General features: G+C 46.9%; 18 protein-coding genes. 2 read left to right on the top strand and 16 right to left on the bottom strand.

Going from position 1 to position 20,043, the window contains the following annotated elements:
- Window positions 1–131: 131 nt before the first annotated feature.
- On the top strand, window positions 132–2,444 hold the full coding sequence (locus VP97_RS04575; RefSeq protein ID WP_050180512.1) for an ABC transporter permease: 2,313 nt from the start codon (window positions 132–134) through the stop codon (window positions 2,442–2,444).
- Window positions 2,445–3,203, top strand: coding sequence for an ABC transporter ATP-binding protein (locus VP97_RS04570; protein WP_050180511.1), 759 nt, complete (start codon window positions 2,445–2,447; stop codon window positions 3,201–3,203).
- Between the two features lie 389 nt (window positions 3,204–3,592).
- On the opposite strand, the gene VP97_RS04565 is transcribed toward VP97_RS04570, so the two are convergent.
- The 16 genes from VP97_RS04565 to VP97_RS04490 form a co-directional block, all read right to left on the bottom strand.
- The gene (locus tag VP97_RS04565; RefSeq protein ID WP_050180510.1) at window positions 3,593–5,032 is read right to left on the bottom strand and encodes a DEAD/DEAH box helicase; all 1,440 of its coding nucleotides are present in this window, start codon (window positions 5,030–5,032) and stop codon (window positions 3,593–3,595) included.
- A gap of 74 nt (window positions 5,033–5,106) precedes the next feature.
- Window positions 5,107–5,301: a tautomerase family protein gene (locus tag VP97_RS04560; protein ID WP_050180509.1), complete on the bottom strand. Its 195-nt coding sequence runs from the start codon at window positions 5,299–5,301 to the stop codon at window positions 5,107–5,109.
- A gap of 16 nt (window positions 5,302–5,317) precedes the next feature.
- Window positions 5,318–6,421, bottom strand: coding sequence for an NADH-dependent flavin oxidoreductase (locus VP97_RS04555; protein ID WP_050180508.1), 1,104 nt, complete (start codon window positions 6,419–6,421; stop codon window positions 5,318–5,320).
- 54 nt (window positions 6,422–6,475) lie between these two features.
- Window positions 6,476–6,793 (bottom strand): RNA-binding protein, encoded by a 318-nt coding sequence (locus VP97_RS04550; protein WP_050180507.1) that lies wholly within the window; start codon window positions 6,791–6,793, stop codon window positions 6,476–6,478.
- 25 nt (window positions 6,794–6,818) lie between these two features.
- Complete coding sequence (locus VP97_RS04545; RefSeq protein ID WP_050180506.1) at window positions 6,819–7,238, bottom strand: RrF2 family transcriptional regulator; 420 nt, start codon at window positions 7,236–7,238, stop codon at window positions 6,819–6,821.
- A 140-nt stretch (window positions 7,239–7,378) separates the two neighbouring features.
- Window positions 7,379–8,575: an MFS transporter gene (locus tag VP97_RS04540; protein ID WP_050180505.1), complete on the bottom strand. Its 1,197-nt coding sequence runs from the start codon at window positions 8,573–8,575 to the stop codon at window positions 7,379–7,381.
- Between the two features lie 127 nt (window positions 8,576–8,702).
- Window positions 8,703–10,187, bottom strand: a complete 1,485-nt coding sequence (locus tag VP97_RS04535; protein ID WP_050180504.1) for an alanine/glycine:cation symporter family protein — start codon at window positions 10,185–10,187, stop codon at window positions 8,703–8,705.
- 128 nt (window positions 10,188–10,315) lie between these two features.
- Window positions 10,316–11,191 carry an SDR family oxidoreductase gene (locus VP97_RS04530; RefSeq protein WP_050180503.1) on the bottom strand — a complete coding sequence of 292 codons (876 nt, stop codon included), beginning with the start codon at window positions 11,189–11,191 and terminating at the stop codon, window positions 10,316–10,318.
- Window positions 11,192–11,317: 126 nt separating this feature from the next.
- Window positions 11,318–11,875 carry a TVP38/TMEM64 family protein gene (locus VP97_RS04525; RefSeq protein WP_050180502.1) on the bottom strand — a complete coding sequence of 186 codons (558 nt, stop codon included), beginning with the start codon at window positions 11,873–11,875 and terminating at the stop codon, window positions 11,318–11,320.
- Between the two features lie 92 nt (window positions 11,876–11,967).
- Window positions 11,968–12,696: a ZIP family metal transporter gene (locus VP97_RS04520; protein WP_050180501.1), complete on the bottom strand. Its 729-nt coding sequence runs from the start codon at window positions 12,694–12,696 to the stop codon at window positions 11,968–11,970.
- Window positions 12,697–12,820: 124 nt separating this feature from the next.
- Complete coding sequence (locus VP97_RS23150; RefSeq protein WP_245629838.1) at window positions 12,821–14,239, bottom strand: S-layer homology domain-containing protein; 1,419 nt, start codon at window positions 14,237–14,239, stop codon at window positions 12,821–12,823.
- Window positions 14,240–14,442: 203 nt separating this feature from the next.
- Window positions 14,443–15,201: a glycerophosphodiester phosphodiesterase gene (locus VP97_RS04510; RefSeq protein ID WP_050180500.1), complete on the bottom strand. Its 759-nt coding sequence runs from the start codon at window positions 15,199–15,201 to the stop codon at window positions 14,443–14,445.
- Window positions 15,202–15,403: 202 nt separating this feature from the next.
- Window positions 15,404–16,744: an ABC transporter substrate-binding protein gene (locus tag VP97_RS04505; RefSeq protein ID WP_050180499.1), complete on the bottom strand. Its 1,341-nt coding sequence runs from the start codon at window positions 16,742–16,744 to the stop codon at window positions 15,404–15,406.
- 20 nt (window positions 16,745–16,764) lie between these two features.
- On the bottom strand, window positions 16,765–17,583 hold the full coding sequence (locus VP97_RS04500) for a carbohydrate ABC transporter permease (RefSeq protein WP_050180498.1): 819 nt from the start codon (window positions 17,581–17,583) through the stop codon (window positions 16,765–16,767).
- On the bottom strand, window positions 17,580–18,518 hold the full coding sequence (locus tag VP97_RS04495; protein WP_050180497.1) for a carbohydrate ABC transporter permease: 939 nt from the start codon (window positions 18,516–18,518) through the stop codon (window positions 17,580–17,582). The genes VP97_RS04500 and VP97_RS04495 overlap by 4 nt, the downstream gene beginning before the upstream one ends.
- Window positions 18,515–19,639 (bottom strand): ABC transporter ATP-binding protein, encoded by a 1,125-nt coding sequence (locus tag VP97_RS04490; RefSeq protein ID WP_050180496.1) that lies wholly within the window; start codon window positions 19,637–19,639, stop codon window positions 18,515–18,517. Before VP97_RS04490 ends, VP97_RS04495 begins: the two co-directional genes overlap by 4 nt.
- Window positions 19,640–20,043: the final 404 nt, after the last annotated feature.

The raw sequence follows: 20,043 nt of genomic DNA, 5'->3' as shown, positions 1-20,043 counted from the left end.
ATGTCCCCACCCTTTTAAATCTCATGGCAGAAAACGAGATGACTCATTATGATGAGCGGGATTTTGCGATATGTTGCTTTCATTTTGTACAGCCTGAAATCGGTTAAAAACCTTAAAAACAGGGGTGGCGTATGTATTACAGAATAATCCGTAATGACATGTTAAAAAGCAAACTGATAACCATGACAACCATGATATTTGTCGCCGTAGCGGCTATGCTTGTTTCTCTCTCGGCGATCCTTGTCGTCAATCTTTCAGGCTCGATAAATATGCTTATGGATCAAGCGAAAACACCGCATTTTATGCAGATGCATTCAGGTGCTATTGATACCAGACGGCTTGCAGATTTTGCGGAGCAAAACAGCCTTGTCGATGAATTTCAGGTGCTTGAATTTCTCAATGTGGACGGTGCACAGATTGTCATTAACGGAAACTCCCTTGCGGACAGTGTTCAGGATAACGGCTTCACCACACAAAGCGAAAAATTTGATTACCTCCTTGATCTTGACGGAAACGTTATAACGGTCTTCGATGGAGAAATTTATATTCCAGTAAGTTACATGAAGGACGGCACTGGAAAAGTCGGTGATACGATTTCGATAAACGGAAAGAAATTGACTGTGGCGGGATTTCTCCGTGACTCACAGATGAATTCGCTGCTTGCATCGTCAAAGAGGTTTCTTGTAAGCGAAAACGATTATGCAGCAATAAAGGACAGTGGGAGCACGGAATATCTGATTGAATTCAGATTAAAGAACATGTCTGAAATAAGCACCTTCGAAACGGCTTACACCTCTGCAGGGCTTGAAGCAAACGGACCGACCATCACCTACCCTCTTTTTAAAATGCTTAATGCTATTTCTGATGGGCTGATGATCGCGGTTCTGCTTCTTGTCAGTACACTAATCGTTGCCATCACCTTTATGTGCATACACTTTACGCTCCTTGCAAAAATCGAAGACGACTACCGTGAAATAGGTGTCATGAAAGCAATTGGGCTGCAGGCTTCTGACTTAAAAAAGATTTATCTAGTGAAATACGCGGTGATTGCAGCAGCTGGCTGTATGCTTGGATTTGCCCTTTCATTTGTCTTCAGGGGCCTGCTTCTTGAAAATATACGACTTTATATGGGAGAAAGTGAACATGCTTCTTTCGCTTTCGTTTTCGGAATAGTCGGTATACTGATTGTTTTCCTTGCCATGATTGCTTATGTAAACCACGTGCTGAAACGATTTCGAAAAATATCGGCCGCACACGCAATACGATTTGGCACTTCACAAGGAAAAGCCGCAGGCGCAAAACATTTCCGCCTAAGTAGAAACAGGCTGCTTACTACGAATACATTTCTGGGAGTAAAAGATGTTTTAGCAAGAAAAAGCCTCTACGCCACAATGCTTGCCGTGCTCATCATTTCGACCTTTATCATTATCGTTCCACAAAATCTGTACAATACGATTTCCTCTAAAAGCTTTATTACGTACATGGGGATAGGAAGCAGCGATATGCGCATTGATATTCAGCAAACCAGCCATATTTCCGAAAAAGCAGCAGAAATTGTAAAGGTGATGGAGCGCGACAGCTCTATCTCTAAGTATGCGGTGCTTACGACCAAAACCTTCAACGCAAAGGCGGCAGACGGAACGGAGCAAGGAATAAAAATTGAGCTTGGCGACCATTCGGTACTCCCCGTACAATATTCCGAAGGCAGAGCGCCCGTCGCAGAGGATGAAATTGCGCTTTCAACGATGAACGCTGATGATCTGGGGATAAAAGTCGGCGATGTCATGACGCTGGTGATTGATGGCAAGGAAAAAGATTTCACGGTGCGCGGGGTGTATTCCGACGTTACGAACGGTGGCAAAACCGCAAAAGCGGTTTTCTCCGACGACTCGGCGGATATTATGTGGTCCGTTATTTACGCAAAGCTTTCTGATCCGTCTCTGGCTGAAGCCAAGACTTCAGAATATGCGGACAGATTTCATTTCGCGAAGGTTTCGCACATTGATGAATATGTTGCACAGACATTCGGCTCGACCATAAGCTCCGTTGGAAAGGCCTCCGATACGTCCATTGCTGTTGCGCTGATGATCGCGGGATTGGTTATTCTTTTGTTTATGAAAATGCTTGTCGCAAAGGACAGCTACTCCATTGCTGTCATGAAATCGGTGGGTTTTACGGACTCGGATATTGCCATGCAGTACATTTCGCGTTCGGTCTTTGTCCTGATGGCAGGAATGGTTCTTGGGACACTGCTCGCCAACACTCTTGGAGAAGTACTTGCGGGCGCGGTTATCTCATCGTTCGGGGCATCTTCGTTTCAATTTGTGGATCATCCACTTTCTATGTATCCATTGCTGTTGATGATAGGCACGGTGCTGATCGCCACCATGCTTGGCACATGGGGTGCTGGACAAATAAAAATAGCCGCCAATATGAAGGAGTAGATGATGAAGATGATTATCGGTGAAAACATAGTCAAATCTTTCAGCGCAGGAAATGAAACACACCCTGTTCTGGGTGGCGTATCTCTTAAAATTAATGAGGGAGAATTCATCTCAATTATGGGCCCTTCAGGCTCAGGAAAAACAACTCTGATGTATGCGGTGAGTGGAATGGACAGCATTGACAGCGGAACGGTTTTGTTTGATGGCAGAAATCTATCAGCACTTAGTGAAAAGGAGCTTAGCGACATACGCCGAACAAAAATGGGGTTTGTTTTTCAGCAGCCGACTTTGCTCAAAAACCTGAATATTCTCGATAATATTATTCTCCCCGCCATGCGGGATAACAAGAAAAACGCTGCGAAGACGATGGAAAAAGCACGAGCGCTTATGAAAAAAGTAGGGATTAGCGAACTGGAAAAGCGTGATATTACCGAGGTTTCGGGAGGGCAGCTTCAGCGTGCAGGAATATGCCGCGCAGTGATGAGCCAGCCGAAAATTATCTTCGGTGACGAGCCGACTGGCGCGCTTAACTCAACATCCGCACAAAAAATCATGGATATACTTTCCGACATAAATACAGAAGGAACTGCGGTTATGCTTGTCACTCACGACGCAAAGGTTGCAGCCAGGACGGAGCGTATTATGTTTATGTGCGACGGAAGCATTGTGAGTGAACTGCGGTTTAAGAAATTCAATGGCACCGGTATGGAGGACAGGATCAAAGCAATCACCGCAAAAATGCGGGAAATAGGAATATAATAAGCTGTTTGGCCATGACTATTGTTTCGAGACCTCGCTTTTAAGGGAAAACCAGATGAACATAACGCAGTGGAAGCAGGCTATGGTTTTTTAAAGCTACCGGACGAATGACTATGCCACAAAATCGATGAACGCACTCATTCCGCGGGCTTTCGAAACATCAAACGTAGAGAAAGTAACATGCAAAACGGATACCTTTTCCGTATTAGTACAACGTGCAAGCTGCGCTAGACTCCTGGCTGCTCCAGTCAATAGAGGGGTCTAGCTTTTTAAAACGGTGCGAAATGTTCACTCTTTTTAAAAACGATTATCTTAATTTTAAACTCCATTCACTCATACTTAAAAAGCACGCCCGGTATATTGTACCGGACATGCTTTACATGCTGAGATCAGCCTCTTGCTTTTTGCACTTTCAGCTGCTTTCCTTTTACCGTCGTTGTTTTCATCGCGCGGAGCACAGCCGGCCCTTTCCCATTTAAAATCTCTACATAGGTAACATTATCCTGAATGGTAATAATGCCGATGTCGGCTGCTTCTACGCCCGGCAGGTTAGAAAGGGTACCGACAAAGTCAACCGCACGCAGCTTTTTCTTTTTGCCGCCATTAAAGTACAGCTTCATAATGTCCTTGTTGAGCTGTTCCCCTTTGTCCCTTTTTCGCTCAGGACGCACGGCCATTTTTTCCTCAAATGCGGGTTTTGCCGCTTCTACTGCTTTCTCAGATGGCGGTTCTACCCGGTTCAGCTCGAATCCGATCAATTCTTCTATCGGTTCGATAAATTTTTCTTCAAACGGGGCCATGAACGTAATCGCTTTGCCTGTATGGCCGGCACGCCCGGTACGGCCGGTGCGGTGCACATAGGCTTCCCGCTCGAGCGGTACGTCAAAGTGGATGACAAGCGGAATATTTTCCACATCAATGCCGCGCGCCGCAACGTCGGTTGCACACAGGTAGCGGAAATCCGCCCGCTTAAATTTATTCATCACCATAAACCGGTCTTCCTGTACCATGCCGCCGTGAAGCATGCCAGATGAAATACCGGCTGCATCGAGCATGTCAAACAGCGCTTCTACCCGCTCCTGTGTCCGGCAAAACAGGATGGCGCTTTCCGGATTTTCTACTGTTAACACGTTTTTAAGCACACGGTTTTTGGCTTCCTCCGCCACATGAATCAGCTCATGGATAATCGATGGAGCCGCCGCTTCTTTCGCCATTTCAATCCGCTTCGGTTCTTTCATATACGTGTCTGCGAGACGGGCAATGTCTTCCGGGAAAGTGGCGGAAAACAGCATGGTCACCCGCTCTTTTGGCAGACGCTCAATAATCGATGATACCTGTTCGATAAAGCCCATATTCAGCATTTCATCCGCTTCATCAATGACAAGAAAGCGGATTTTGCTCGTATCAAGCGTTTCTTTTTCGATATGGTCAAGCACTCGTCCCGGTGTGCCGACGACAATATGCGTTTTTTGTTTTAGCTCCAGCTTTTGACGGGCAAACGGTGATTTCCCGTATACAGCAGCCGCTTTCGTTCGTTTGAACCGGCCGATATTGGTGATGTCTTCTTTTACCTGAACCGCAAGCTCCCGCGTCGGTGTCAGGACAAGTGCCTGCGGCTTGTTTTCATCCCAATCGGTCAGCTGCACGAGCGGAATCGCAAACGATGCTGTTTTTCCGCTGCCGGTCTGTGACTTGACAATTAAATCGGACCCTTTAAGTGATTCAGGGATTACCGCAGCCTGAACAGGGGTTGGCTGCTGATAGCCAAGTGAATCAAGTGCTCGTAAAATATCTTTGTGTAATGAAAATGATTGAAATGTATCGGTCATAACGACTCCTCTTTTTGGTGTGTCCTTTTGCTTATTATACAGAAAAACAGCCCGGATCACTCCGGGCTGCCCGATTATTTTTCTTCTTTAAAGGATTGCAGTTCACCCTGCTTGCCGTAGTCACCCGGTTTTAAATCTTCAAAAAAGATAAAAACCTTGTCCGCATCCACATCAAATGATTCTTGTACCGCTGCTGTCATTCGCTGGACAAGCTCCCGTTTTTGTTCAGGTGTTTTTCCTTCCAGCACCTTCACTGTAATAAAAGGCATAACCATGCACCCTTTCTTATACGCCCGGGAACCAGCCCGGTGTGTTCACAATCGCCTGCCAGAGCGGGTCTGGCACGACAAGCTGCTCCTGCGCGTCTTTATCGAGCTTCACGGCAATAGCTTCTTCCCGGCCGCTCTCTACTTTTTGTACCCAATCCGGTTCGATAATAAGCCCGCGGCCGATCGCGATCAAATCGACGCCCGTCGCCAGTGCTTTTACCGCATCATCCGCTGTGTAAATCGAGCCGACACCAATAACCGGTACCGCCTCGCCTGCACGTTCTTTAATGATTTCCAGGCGTGTACGTGTGTCATCCACCCCGCGTCTTGGCTCGGACCAGAACTCCATCAAGGATACATGCAGATAATCCAGCTCTTTTTCCTTCAGGGCATCGATCAGCTCAAGCGTATCTGCCATAGTAATACCCGGTGTTTCCGGCTCTTCCGGTGAAAAGCGGTAGCCGACCGCAAAAGGACGGTCTGCCTGTGAAGCGGCTTTTTTTACGGCATCCACAACGGCAAGCGGAAACGCCAGACGGTCCCCCCACCGGTCTTCCCGGCGGTTGGAGTGAGGAGAGAAAAACTGCTGAATTAAGTAGCCGTTCGCTCCATGAATTTCCACACCATCATACCCCGCTTCGATGGCGCGGCGGGTGGTTTCGCCAAAAGCAGTAATGATTTCTTCGACTTCCGCGGCAGATAATTCACGCGGCACAGGGCTTCCCTCTGCTTCAGCCGGTACGCTGCTTGCACTGACCACGTCTCCATCGACTAAATGCGGAGGCACCTGGCGGCCGCCATGGAAAATTTGCAAAATGGCTTTTGCGCCGCTCTCTTTAATAGCAGAAGCAAGACTCGCAAGACTTGGAATCATTTCATCCCGGTCAGCCGCAAATTCTCCTTCAAATCCTTTTCCATTCGGTGTTACATATGTACAAGCTGTAATAACGGCTGCTACGCCTTCAGAGCGACGTGCGTAATAAGCGACTTCCGCATCCGTTACCGTTCCATCTTCATTTGATGAAAAATTGGTCATCGGCGCCATAACCAGTTTGTTTTTTAGCTCAAGACCACTGCGCAGGGTGGTTTTTTCAAATAAAGAAGTATACTTTGATTTCATGTGAACGTCTCCTTTACAAGATCAGCTCTCTGCTGAGCAGAGAGCTGACGCTGTTTATGAATATTGTGTTCGCAGTTCCTGCAGCTGCTGAAGCAGCTGCCCAAACCATTCTTCATCTTTTGTTAAAAGAGCCATATCAATCAGCTGTTCAAGCGCCGCTTCTGCGGGTTCTTGTTCCGGCACAAGCTGAAGAGACTTGGACAGCACCCGAATCATTCGTCCTTCTAATTCTTTGTTGACGGACTCTACAATATATACTTTTGTGATGTCTTCCGGGTTCTCTATTTTTACGACATATCCGTAGATTCTCTGTTTATCCCACGTTTCGCCCTGTACCCAGTCACCGACACGAAATTGTGTTTTGTTCCCCATTTTTCCACTTCCCTGCTTCTACCGGTCATGTACCTGCTTTAATTTGAAGTAAAACAGCCGCAACCGTAAATTGGTGTAGAAAGGATGCGTACGAATCCTCTGCTTCTTTGAAGATAAAGTCCATCACCGTTTGTGTATTCGAAGAAATCGGACAGCCACACTTTGGATCTCCTGTTTGCCAGCTGGGCTGCAGAGCACCACGTGCGATCGCTTCATATACATGTCCTAATGTAATCTTCCCCGGATCTTCATCAAGCATGTATCCTCCCCGGACACCTTCTTTTGTTTTCACAAAACCTTCATTGCGGAGCGCACTCATCACTTTGCGGACGCGGGCAGGATTCGTTGCCACATTATGAGCGATGGTCTCGCTGGATGCCATATGTCCCGGCAAATAAGCGAGGTATACAAGGCTATGAACCGCGATGGTGAAATTACTATTCAACCGTGCGTTCCCCTTTCTGAAAACATACTGTAATTTTATTGTGTACAGTTCTAAAAGTCAATGGAAGTGATTTTACAACAGTAATGATGGATTGTCAATCCATGTTTCATCGCCTTTTTTCGACAAAAAAAGCTGCCTTCTTATGAAGAAGACAGCGCATTTTGTTTCACAGACCGCTTTTGCCAGATCATTGTAATGATAAGCGTCAGGCCAAGCAGCACCAGACCAAGCATAAATGGGAAAAAGATATTCACATCATACAAAAGGCCGGCACAGGTCGGGCCGAGCACATTTCCAATCGACATATACATATTGTTCATCCCCATCGCAAATCCCTGCTCCGATCCCGCCATTTTAGAAATAAGCGTATTGAGCACCGGGCGCAAAATCGATGTGGCACAAAAAATAAGCAATGAAATACCGAAAAACAGCCAGTAGTTTCCGGCAAACAGGGAAATAAAGAATCCAAGAGCGGCTACCGCCAGGAATAGATTTAATACTTTTCCTTCCCCATATTTCGTTACAATCCGGTCAACCACAAACAATTGAACAAGAACACTGACAACGCCGGTAGAGGTCACCATCAGGGCAATATCCTGCGGTGTGGCGCCAAATTCATCGTCGACAAACAGGCCGAGCACCGACTCATACGCCATCAAGCCAAAGCTCATCACAAGCGTAATCACAAGGGGAATAAAATACGGCATCGTAACTGAGCGGGCCAGCTTTTTCATCATTGGCTCCTCGGCCGGATGACCTGCTGCAGCCGGCTGCTCCGGGCGATCCGGTTCTTTCAAAAGCACAATCGAGAAAAAAACCGCGAACAGCGCCACAATCGCTGAAATCAAAAACGGTGCTTTTAAGCCAAAGTCAGCGAGAAAGCCGCCAATACCAGGACCCACAACGATTCCGAACGACATCGCGGCTGAAATTAAGCTGTTGCCTTTTGCGCGCTGGTCAAACGTTGTAATATCCGCGACATAAGCGAAAATAGCCGGCACCAACAGAGCCGCTCCAATTCCGCCGATCACACGCGAGGCGTAGAGCATCCAAATCGAATCAAAGAAATAAAACACGAACATCGAGAGCGCAAGGCCGAACAAGCCGTAAATAATCATCTTCCGCCGTCCATAATCGTCCGCCCATTTACCGGCAATCGGTGAGAAAACAAGCTGCGCACCCGCAAAAATAGCGATCATCAGTCCGGCAGCCATTCCCCCCTCGTTGATCGAATCTAAATATGCAGGCAAAATGGGAATAATAATGCCGAAGCTGCCGATGGCAATAAACATATTGATCATTAAAATCATTAACTTTTTCCGCTGATCACCAGTCATGTAAAACCCTCCTTTTTTTCATCCTTGCTTATTTTAGCAAATTGTCCCGGAAACGGAAACGTATTTGAAATAAAGCAGGATTATTTTTTATTTGAATAATTTGTTCAACAAAAAACAAGCAGTCCTGTTACGGACCGCTTGTTTTTTGTTGAGGTGAGACAGTTTGATCATCCCTATTTGGCTTATAATCGTTTTCCCAAAAATCAGCGTTTTTAATGCCAAGCGGCCTCGGGTCAAAAACCGGGTCTTTGCCCTGCTTTTTCTGTGCCTCATAATCTTTTAAGGCAATGAGCGCCGGCTTTGCTAAAATAACAATGGCAATAACATTCAGCCAGACCATGATGCCAAGGCCTGTATCTCCAAGTGCCCATGCAAGAGCAGCCTCATTTGTTGCTCCATAAAACGTAGTGATCAACAATACAACGCGCAATGTATTGATCGCAATTGGATTTGTTCTGCCACTCATTAAATAAGAAATATTTGTTTCGGCAATATAGTAGTACGCCATAATGGTAGTAAAGGCAAAGAAAAACAGCGCAACAGCTACAAATCCAGCGCCGAAGCCTGGAAGAACACTATCAATAGCAGCTTGTGTAAAGCCAGGGCCTACTTCAACGCCTGCCAGATTTTCAACAATCATTGTGCCATTTTCAGCTGTTGTATTATACATACCTGTAAACAAAATCATAAAAGCTGTTGCCGAGCAAACGAACAACGTATCAATGTAAACAGAAAATGCTTGTACAAGCCCCTGTTTCGCCGGATGAGACACTTCAGCAGCTGCTGCCGGATGAGGACCTGTCCCCTGTCCTGCTTCGTTTGAATAAACACCGCGTTTAACACCCCATGCAATCGCCATTCCAAGCAAACCGCCAAAAACCTGGTCAGCGCCAAACGCACTGCGGAAAATAAGAGCAATAACGCCAGGAAGCTCTGTAATATTCATTAACACAATAATCAAAGAAATCAGAATATAGCCAAGCGCCATAAAAGGTACAATGACCTGTGCAGCATTAGCAATCCGTTTAACGCCGCCAAAAATAATAAAGCCAAGAAACAATATTGTAATAATACCAGTAATAACAGGATTTAAACCAAATGCATTTTCAATACCCGAGGCGATCGAATTCGATTGAACACCAGGCATCAAAACAGCCATCGCAATCAAGGCAGCAATCGCAAACAAAACAGCAAACCACTTAATACCGATTCCCTTTTCAATGTAGTAAGCAGGACCACCACGGTATTGGCCACCTTCTTTTTGTTTGTAAATCTGTGCAAGTGTCGATTCAATAAACGCACTGGCCGCTCCAATAAAAGCAATCGCCCACATCCAGAAAACCGCTCCAGGACCGCCGTAGAAAATAGCGGACGCTACCCCGGCAATATTACCTGTACCAACCCGCCCGCTTAAGGCAATGGCTAATGCCTGGAAAGAAGATACACCTGCTTCTGAGCTTTTGCCCTGAAACATGAGCTTTACCATTTCTTTCAAATGACGAACTTGTAAAAACCTTGTCAAAATTGAGAAAACGAGTCCAACACCAAGTAAAATATAAATAACAGGGGTACTCCATAAAATGCCATTTAACCAGGTCACAAATGCTTCCAAATGCCATCTCTCCATTTCTATTTTTAAAATAGATTACTTTACTAGAATAAAGCCTTATCCCAGAAAGCACAATAGAAATGTGAACTTTTCTTACATAAAAGCCCCTGCTTTAGGCAGGGGCTTTGGTGTTAAGATGTAATATAATCGCCACCATTGACATGGATCGTCTGTCCTGTCACATACGTGGAATCATTTGAAGCAAGATACACGTAAGCCGGCGCATTTTCAGACGGCTGTCCGCGGCGCTTCATCGGTGTAGACGCACCGTGCTTCTCTACTTTTTTCGCATCAAACGTAGCCGGGATCAACGGCGTCCAGATCGGACCAGGTGCTACCGAGTTGACCCGAATACCTTTTTCCGCTAAATTCGCGGACAGTGAGCGGGTAAAGGTCGTAATCGCTCCTTTTGTAGAGGAGTAATCGATCAATTCCGGTGATCCGCGGTACGCTGTTACAGACGATGTATTAATAATCGCATCGCCCTCTTTTAAATGTGGCAGGGCAGCCTGTGACAGGTAAAACATTGAGAAAATATTTGTTTGGAACGTTTCCTGCAGCTGCTCAGGTGAAATCTCCAAAAAGTCCTTTGTCGGGAATTGCTTGGCTGCATTGTTTACTAAAATATTTAAACCGCCAAACTCTGCGACCACGTCTTCTACAAGCTGTCTGCAGTTTTCCACCTTGCTGATATCCGTTGCTTTGTGCATCGCTTTTACTCCGTAGGATTCTACAATGTCAACCGTTTTTTTCGCGTCGCTTTCTTCATTTAAGTACGCAATCGCCACGTTTGCGCCTTCTTTTGCGAAAGCGACCGCAACAGCGCGGCCGATACCGGAGTCGCCGCCCGTAATCAGTGCTGTTTTGCCGGCCAGCTTGCCGGACCCTTTGTAATTTGGATCATCGTACAGCGGCTCAGGGGTCATTTCCGACTCGATACCCGGCTGCTCGCTTTGTGTTTGCGGAGGTGTTTGTTCATCCATTTTTTCGAACTTATCTTGTGTCATGGTATCCACTCCATCCGTTTTATTTTACAGAAAAAGTATTCCCCCGCTGACAAAGAATAAACCTTTTTGGTTCGCTGTTCTTTTTAAAAGAATAATATTGAATTTTGCACATAATGAAATAAGTACTCAATCTTCGCTTTGTTCCTGCTTTTGTTTTTTCCGCCGTTCTAAAAACGCATAAAGCACCAGCAGGACCGTTAAAAAGGTAAGCGATTCATACCAGGGCATCCGCTCGATAACCTCGCCAAACGCTGTGTATAAAAGAGCCGGTGTGATGACGCCCAGCACTGAATAATGCATATACTCCCGGTAGGATTTGGTCATATCCATTAAATAAAGAGACAGCAGATGAAAATGAACGAATGGCATGACCCGCAGCACCATCACCTGCCCGATCGTCATTTTTCGCTCTCCCGCCACTTTCCGCTTCAGCTTCAGCATCCGTTCGCCCACACGCGGAAAGTGGTTGACCAATTTATAAAAAACGGCACTCATCAGCGATAAGCCGATAATCGAATAAACTGCTCCCCCAAGAAACCCAAATAAATATCCTCCAGCTACACAAACAACCACAACCGGCAGAAACAAAAACGGGCGGATAAGATGTAAAAAAATAAATAAAACCGGCCCAAGCCAGCCCGCCTGCTCAATCAGCCCTTCGATCCACTGTTCTGCTTCTATCATATATATTCCACCTCTTATTATCAGTGTAGCAGATTTTCTATGCAGCGTTTCTATGCAGCGCAGACATAAAAAAAAGAGGGCTTCCCCTCTTTTTATAATTCGTTTAATAAAAGCGAGACAAACAAACCAAGTGCCGCCATAAAGCCGACAGCCGGACCGCCTTCTTCAAAGGCCTCGGGCATCATGGTGGAGCCGACCATCGCGATAATGCCGCCGCCTGCAAAAGCAGCAATCCCCGCCATCACTGCCGGGCTGGCATCTTCAAGGAAAAAGTAGCCGCTCCAGGCGCTAAGAGCAGAAATAAGAAGAACCGTTACCCATAGCCCCATTACTTTTTTTCTGGAATAGCCGCCTTTTAAAAGACCGGTCGTACTCGAGAGCCCTTCTGGAACGTTACTGATAAAAATAGCGATAACAAGAAGAAAGCTAACACCTTTTCCAGCTAACAGGCTTGCCCCGATCATAATCGACTCGGGGATCGCGTCCATGACCGTTCCGATAAAAATGGCCATTCCCGAATTTCCGCCAGAAGACTGCCCGTGTGACCGTTTCCGCTCACTGGCGCCTTTTCTGGAAATCCAAATGTCTAAAAGTGTAAATACAAGAGCGCCGGCTAAAAATCCGATTCCTGTCGCCCAAAATCCCCCTTCTTTTATCGATTCACCGAGCAGCTCATAGGCAGCGGCTCCGATCAGCACGCCTGTCCCAAACGCCATAATATAGCCGATGATTCGTTTTTGAATTGGCAGAAACAGAGCAGCAAGCGCGCCTAATAAAACCGCCGAGCCGGAGATACCGCCCCACATTAGTGCATTCCACATACGCAGCCCTCCTGTATAGTCAATCTTTTCTCTGTTCCCTTGCTGTTTCGCTCGAAAACATTTATTTTGAATTTTGCACAATTGGCAATAAAAAATAGACCTGCCCATCGGCAGGTCTTTTGGGTTACCGCTCAAGCGTCCGGTTTAAAAAGGCCGCGATCTCGCCGCGTGTAACAGGCCGGTCCGGATTAAACTTGTTGTTTTCATCTCCGTAGGTAATTTTTGCTGCCACGATACGACGGATCGAATCATATGCGGCCATTCGTTCATGTACATCTGTAAAGGAAATCGGAGCGCTTTCCTTTAACTGGAACGCATTCGTCAGGATAATGGCCACCTGTGCTCTTGTAACCGGCTCCCCTTCTGCTAAACGGCCGTTCCTGTCTCCGTTTATAATCCCATGCTTTTTCGCGACTTCAATAGGCTTCATCCCGTTGATCGGCAATCCAAGCGCCCGCACAACCATTGATGCTGCTTCTCCGCGCGTCACTTGCTTGCCAGGCTTAAAGGTTCCGTCTTTGTACCCACCGATAATGTCCTGGCTGCTGAGGGCTGCGATATCATTGTAGAAGCGGTAATTGGCTGATACATCTTTAAACAGCGAAGCAGCAGGCTTGTCCGATTTTTGGAGGTAAGCAGACGAAACAAAGCCTGTTTTGCCATCGGCCGTTTTTACTGGATACCAGACAAATTGCCGGGTGCTGTTTGGATTTTGGTCAAATTGAAACGGTCCGGTCAAGGTTAAAAGAGTTCCTTCAGCAAGCTCCTCAAGAATCTCTTCCGCTCCGCCGCCTGGAACACTGCGCAGCGCCGGCGTATTATTTACCGTAACGGCCTGATCGCCTTTTTGCAGGCTATAAGTAGTCTGCGTCAAGCTGCCCGTCGGCGTATAGCTCATTTTCTTAAATACGATGTTGTCTGTCTTATCTGGATCATACTGAAAATCCGAGGTTTGAAAGCCAAAGTCAGCAAATGATCGATCATTTATAAAACTCGATGCTTTGATCTCAGCAAAAACCTTTTCTTGATAAGCCTCCACGTTTACTTCGCCTGTTTCCTGCTTTAACGGACTGTTGACCGGCTTGATGCCGTTATAGGCCATCACAGGAAAATACCAGTTTTCAATCACGTCGCGTCTGTCACCGGCAATTTTCGGGACATTGCTTTTAAACTTCTCGTCGAGCACGGTTACGCCTTTTTCGATATTATAAACGATATCGGTTTTTAAACGTTCCTGGTCAAAGGCGGCCTGATTTGTCAGCTGCATCAAACCAATACCGCCATCATCTGAAACGATCGGATCTCCGTTTTCATCAAACTGTTTCCACGCATTTTCTTCCATCGCGACCGCTTTGACAACCTCCGGCGGGATATCCTGCTCGAGTGCTTCTGCTGTCAGCAGGCAGTTAATGTGCTGAAAGGACGGATTAACGCCCGGCTGTATACTTCCATACTGAGCGCATGCCGCGGCATCAGCGGAGGCTTGTCCACTAAAAGACAGACCGCCTGCTAAAAACGACAGCATTCCGGCTGCTTGAACCATTTTCTTCACTTTTCCACTCTCCTTTTTCCTTCATTTTACCATAAAAGGAGGCAAAAAACGGGGAAAATTTCGTTTGGTTACACCGTTTCCTAAAAAGCGGCCTGCTCACGTGGCAGACCGCTTCGGTGTTATTTGACACGTGCAGGCAGAGTGCTTACCGTCCGGCCGCTGCCGCTCTGCTATCTTCTCTGTCTGTTACCCATCTACTGCCTGACCGTTTCCTGCTCATATCGGATGGCCAGAGCCACGTCAGGCACGTCGGTAATAATGGAACCGACCCCGGCGGTGATTAGCCGCTGTATGTCGTACGGGTCATTTACAGTCCAAACCCGCAGACGGTCGGCCCATCGTGCAAAATGCGCTTCGTTTGAAAAAAAGACTTCTTTTCCTATATGCAGAGCTTCAAAGCCGAACGTATCAAGATAGTCACCCGGCCGTGAGATCGGTGCATTCAACAGCCAGGCCGTCTCAGCACCCGGCTCCTGATTGCTCAGCCGGATTAAAGTTGGCAGATGAAAAGAAGAGTACACGATTTTGCGTCCGCCCCCGTAGCGCCGGACCACATCCAGCACCCGCTTCTCAATTCCTTCGTACGGCACGCTATACGTTTTCAGCTCAATATTCAGCTCTACATCATAAGGAGCGAGATATTGGAGCACCTGCTGCAATGACGGCACCCTTTCCTCGTCCCAAAACGGCTTGTACTGGGGTAAATGTGCAAAACGAACACCTGCACTGTATGTGCGTATGTCCGCTGCTGTTTTCTCGCTCACCACACCGCTGCCATCGGTTGTCCGGTCAAGGGTCTCATCATGGATCACGACCACTTCACCGTCCATTGTGATATGCACATCCAATTCAAGGCCGTCCGCTCCCTGCTCAATTGCCTGTTGAAAGCTAAGTAAGGTGTTTTCCGGAAAAGACCCTTTCGCTCCACGGTGCCCGTAAATCAATGTCTTCATCGTGTTTCCTTCCTTTCATCCTAAAAAGAAAATAAAGCAGACTGATTGAAAACGTTTGGCTTTTAAGGAACGCTGGCCGGCTGGGAAGCGGAGTGACCTTTTGGGAGTCATGAGCGTTCACAGCCGGCCAGTGACGCCGAAAGTGAGCGTTTGTCAACAGCCTGAGGGAATAAAGCAGGCGCTTTATTCTCCTTTTATTTCGTTAATTTCCGCGGGCTGCGTTCGCTTGTTCAATCGCCGCATTCACTTGTTCAACTGCTGTGTTAAATGCCTCGTCTACATCGCCGCCGTTATAAACGGTTTCGAGTGCTGTTTCCATGATTTTGCGTTCCTCCGGGATCATATCCATCAGCGCGCCCTGTGTAGCAGGAGACGGCTTCGTTGCCTGCAGCTGCTCAATCGCTGTTTTCAGCTGCGGCATTTTTTCATGGGCATCTTTGACAATCTGCTCGTCATACGCAGCCGGATTAATAGCAAAGTAGCCAGTGCCAACATGCCATTTCGCCTGCGCTTCAGGCGTTTGAACGTACTTCATAAAATCCCATGCTGCCTGCTGCTCTTCCTCTGATTTGCCGCTTGACATCCAGAGACTTGCTCCGCCGATGACGACACCCTGACGCTCTTCCGCTTCAGGATGCGGAATAAACGCAACGCCTACTTCAAACGGTGCATTATCGATCACATCACGTGATGAAGCGGATGACTGCAAAAACATAGCGGTATCCCCGGCTAAAAATCCGGACACCATGTTGTCGCCATTTGTGCCGTAGTTTGCAAAGGTACCGGCATCAATCATGCGTTTGACCCACTCAAATGTGGATTTTCCTTTTTCATTGTTAAAAGCCACTTCTGTCGGTGTGTCAGACCGGCCGTTGTCGTTATCCATTAAGAGGCCGCCCTGATTGGCCAAAAGCTCCTCATACAGCCAGCCATACGCCTGCAGTGCAAAACCTTTCATTTCCGGGTTCGATTCGGTAATCGCTTTGGCTGCCGCTTCCACTTCTTCATACGTTTTCGGCGGCGCTTCCGGATCTAGGCCAGCCGCTTTAAAGGCGTCCTTGTTATAGTACATAACCGGTGTAGAGGAGTTGAACGGCATCGAATAAAACTGACCGTCAATCTTGTAGTAATTGCTGATGTTTTCTTCCAGAATACTCATATCGTACTCCTCTTCATCAATAAACTTTTGGATCGGCTCAATGTTGCCGCTGTTAATCATCGACATCGATCCGATTTCCTGCACCTGAATTACAGTTGGCGCCTGGTCCGTCCCGGCTACGCTGTGAAACTTCGGCAGCGATTCTTCATATGTCCCTTGAAACTCTGCATTGACCTGTACCTCATCCTGAGAGGCATTGTAGTCAGCGACCGTCTCATTCAGTGCTTCCTGTGCCTGCCCGCCCATCGCATGCCAGAAGGTCACAACCGTTTTGCCGTCCTCTGTTTTCGGCGCAGTGCCGCTTTCAGCTTCAGTACCGGCTGAACTGCAGCCCGCTGCAAAAATGGAAAGACCGAGTAATCCATAAGCTAATCTTTTTTTCATGTTCCCTAACCGCCTTTTCGTTATTTTAATGCGCCTTCTGTTAAGCCTTTTTGCAATTTTTTCTGCCCTAAAAACAAGAGAATGAGTGTGGGAAGCACGACAATAATGCCGCCGGCCATAATGACACCCCATTCATTCAGCTGCTCCTGTGATTGAAGCTGCTTCAGTCCGATCTGTACGGTGCGGACGGAATCATCCGTTGTGGCTAGAAGCGGCCACAGGTACATGTTCCAGGCGCTTAAAAATCCATATACGCCAAGTGTTACAAGGCTTGTTTTGGCGACCGGAAGCACTACAGTTAAATAAAATTTCAAGTCTCCAATTCCGGCAATTTCACTGGCTTCCTTTAATTCCTTTGGAATCTGCTTGAAATTTTGCCGCAGCAAGAAAGTCCCGAATGCCATCGCAAAAAACGGCAGTGAAAGCCCCGTGTACGTGTTTAAAAAGTTCAGATCGCGAATCGTTTGAAAGTTTGGGATAATAGAAGCTTCAAAGGGAATCATCATCGTTGCAATAAAAAGAAAAAACAGTGTGTCGCGCCCTTTAAACTCCAAAAACACAAACGCATACGCCGCCAGGCTGCTTAATAAAAGCTGCCCGGCCGTAATGAGCAGCGAAACGATTAAGCTGTTGAGCAGGTAGCTCATCAGTGGAAATCGCTCAAATGCCTTGCGGTAGTGATCAAGTGTCAGCGAATCGGGAATGATCGTACCGGTTAAAATCTGCTCGCTCGGCATAAAGCTCATCAGCAGGGCCAGAAGTGCCGGGGCAAACACAAGAATGGCGGCTACCGTGAGCAGGACGTATAAAAACAATTTTTGAGACAGAGGCATGCTCATTGGTAGTGAACCTTCCTTTCTCCCCATTTAAACTGTAAAAGCGTCAGCAAAAGAATCAGGATGAATAGAACAACCGCCTGCGCACTCGCGGTACCGTACTGATAGTTCACAAACGCATCCCGGTAAATGGAATACACAATGACGCTCGTTTCATTTTGCGGACCGCCGCGTGTCAGCATGTCCACCTGGCCAAACGTTTGAAACGCATTAATGAGTGTGACCGTCACGACAAAAAATAACGTCGGCGACAGCATCGGCACGGTAATGCGGCGCAGCTTGTAAAAATAACCCGCACCATCGATATCTGCACTTTCATACAAATACGAGTCAATCGACTGAAGACCGCCTAGCAGAATTAAAAAGGTAAACCCGATGTTCATCCAGATGGTTGAAAGAGCCACAGAGAAAAGCGCCCATTTCGGGTCCGTCAGCCAGCCGATTGCTTCCACTCCGAAAACGGACAGGAACTGGTTGAGCCAGCCCATCGTCGGGTGAAATAAAAACATCCAGAAAACGGATGCCGCCGCTACAGAAATGCCCATCGTTGAAGAAAAAATAGTCCGGAACAAGCCGATGCCGCGCAGTTTTTCATTGGCCAGCACCGCGAGAAACAAGCTGACGAGAATCGTACCCGGAACGGTGTAAAGCACAAATAAGAAGGTCGTTTTCAAGCTGTCCTGAAAAAGAGGCGACGTGAAAATGTTGATAAAATTATCAAACCCAACAAACACAGTCGGCATACCGCTTGTATTGGTCAGAAAAAAGCTCAAATAAACTGTACGGATCATCGGATAAAACAGGAAGACGGAAAAAAGAATGATCGATGGCAGCAAAAACAGCAGCCCTTTTACCGTGTTTTGTATGCGCCGCTTTCGCTTTGCTTTTCCGATCAGCTCTGCCGCCTCTGATTGAATGGAAACGGCCGCTTCGCTCATATAGCCACTCCTTCTTTTGCCGCTGAAGCGGAGGCTGCTTTGAGCAGTTCGCCCGTTTCCGCATCAAAAAAGTGGATGTTTTCAGCAGATAAACGAATGGCTGCGCGATCACCAACGCGGACAGGGTGCTGGCCAAGCCATTTGGCTGTCCAGAATTCACGGCCCACTTCAAAGGTAACCATCGTTTCATTGCCGAGCTGTTCTACATTGATCACAGGCAATGTGTGCGTGTCTGCGTCTGCGTCTGCCTCTGCTTTACCCTGATAAAGGTGCTCGGCCCTGATACCGGCTGTCAGGCGCCGGTTTTTCGGCAGCTCCATAATATCGGCTGCTTCGATCGGGATCGACAGCGACTCTTCAATGATCACCTGATGATTTTTAATGACGGCATTGCCCATATTCATTTTCGGTGAACCGATAAACGATGCGACAAACAAATTAGCTGGCTCGTTATATAAGGTAATGGGCTCTCCGACCTGCTGAATCTTCCCATCGTGCAGCACCATAATGCGGTCGCCCATTGTCATTGCCTCTACCTGGTCATGCGTAACATAAACCATCGTCAGGCCGAGCTTTTTTTGAAGCCGGCGAATTTCCATCCGCATGTGCGCCCGAAGCTTGGCATCCAGGTTTGACAGGGGCTCGTCCATCAAGCAAAGCGGTGCTTCACTGACAACGGACCGGGCTAGGGCGACGCGCTGGCGCTGACCGCCTGAAAGCTGCCGTGGCTTTCGTTTCAGAAGATCTTCCAGTCCCATCATATTCGCCGTTTCATGAAGGCGCTTTTTTTGGGTGTCCTTGCTTACTTTTTTGGCATCGAGGCCAAACAAAATGTTTTGCTCAACCGTAAGATGCGGGTACAGCGCGTAATTTTGGAACACCATCGATATGTGACGGTCTTTCGGCAGCAGGTGGTTTACTACTTGTCCATTCATATGTATCGTGCCGCTCGTGATGTCTTCTAAACCGGCAATCATGCGAAGCAGCGTGCTTTTACCCGAGCCGGACGGGCCAACCAGCACAAAAAACTCTCCTTTTTCAATCGAAACATCGATTGCTTCGAGCACGCTGCGCTGTTTGTCGTACGACTTGGATACCTTTGAAAGCTCAATGTGACTCATTCCAGTTTCCTCCTTTTCTCAAGGACATTTAAACATAAAAAGGAGTCAAAAAAGCCGCTTTAACAAAATTCAACGAAAACTTTAACGTTTTATTTATAAAATAAATTTGATTGGGTTGATAGCCAAAAGTATGATTATTTTTCCTTAAAAAGGTAAATAATCAAACAGTAAGAAATAGATAAATATGCTTTTCTCAAAGTGAAAAAGCTTTTCCCCTTCTATTAGCCTAATTGGAATTCAATGGGTTTATTTACATTTTATTAATAAAATTAACAAAGACCTCAAGAAAAAAAAAGAACCAGCTGCCCGTGCAGCTGGTTCTTTCATTGTTTAGAAAAAAGTCTGTCTCTTTTAAAAAAAGAGCCGATAAATGAAGCTCAATCGGCCAAGGACTGGATAGACAT

The sequence above is a fragment of the Domibacillus robiginosus genome, from assembly GCF_000966195.1.
In the GTDB taxonomy this organism is placed as follows: domain Bacteria; phylum Bacillota; class Bacilli; order Bacillales; family Domibacillaceae; genus Domibacillus; species Domibacillus robiginosus.
This window is presented reverse-complemented; position numbering and strand designations above follow the sequence as displayed.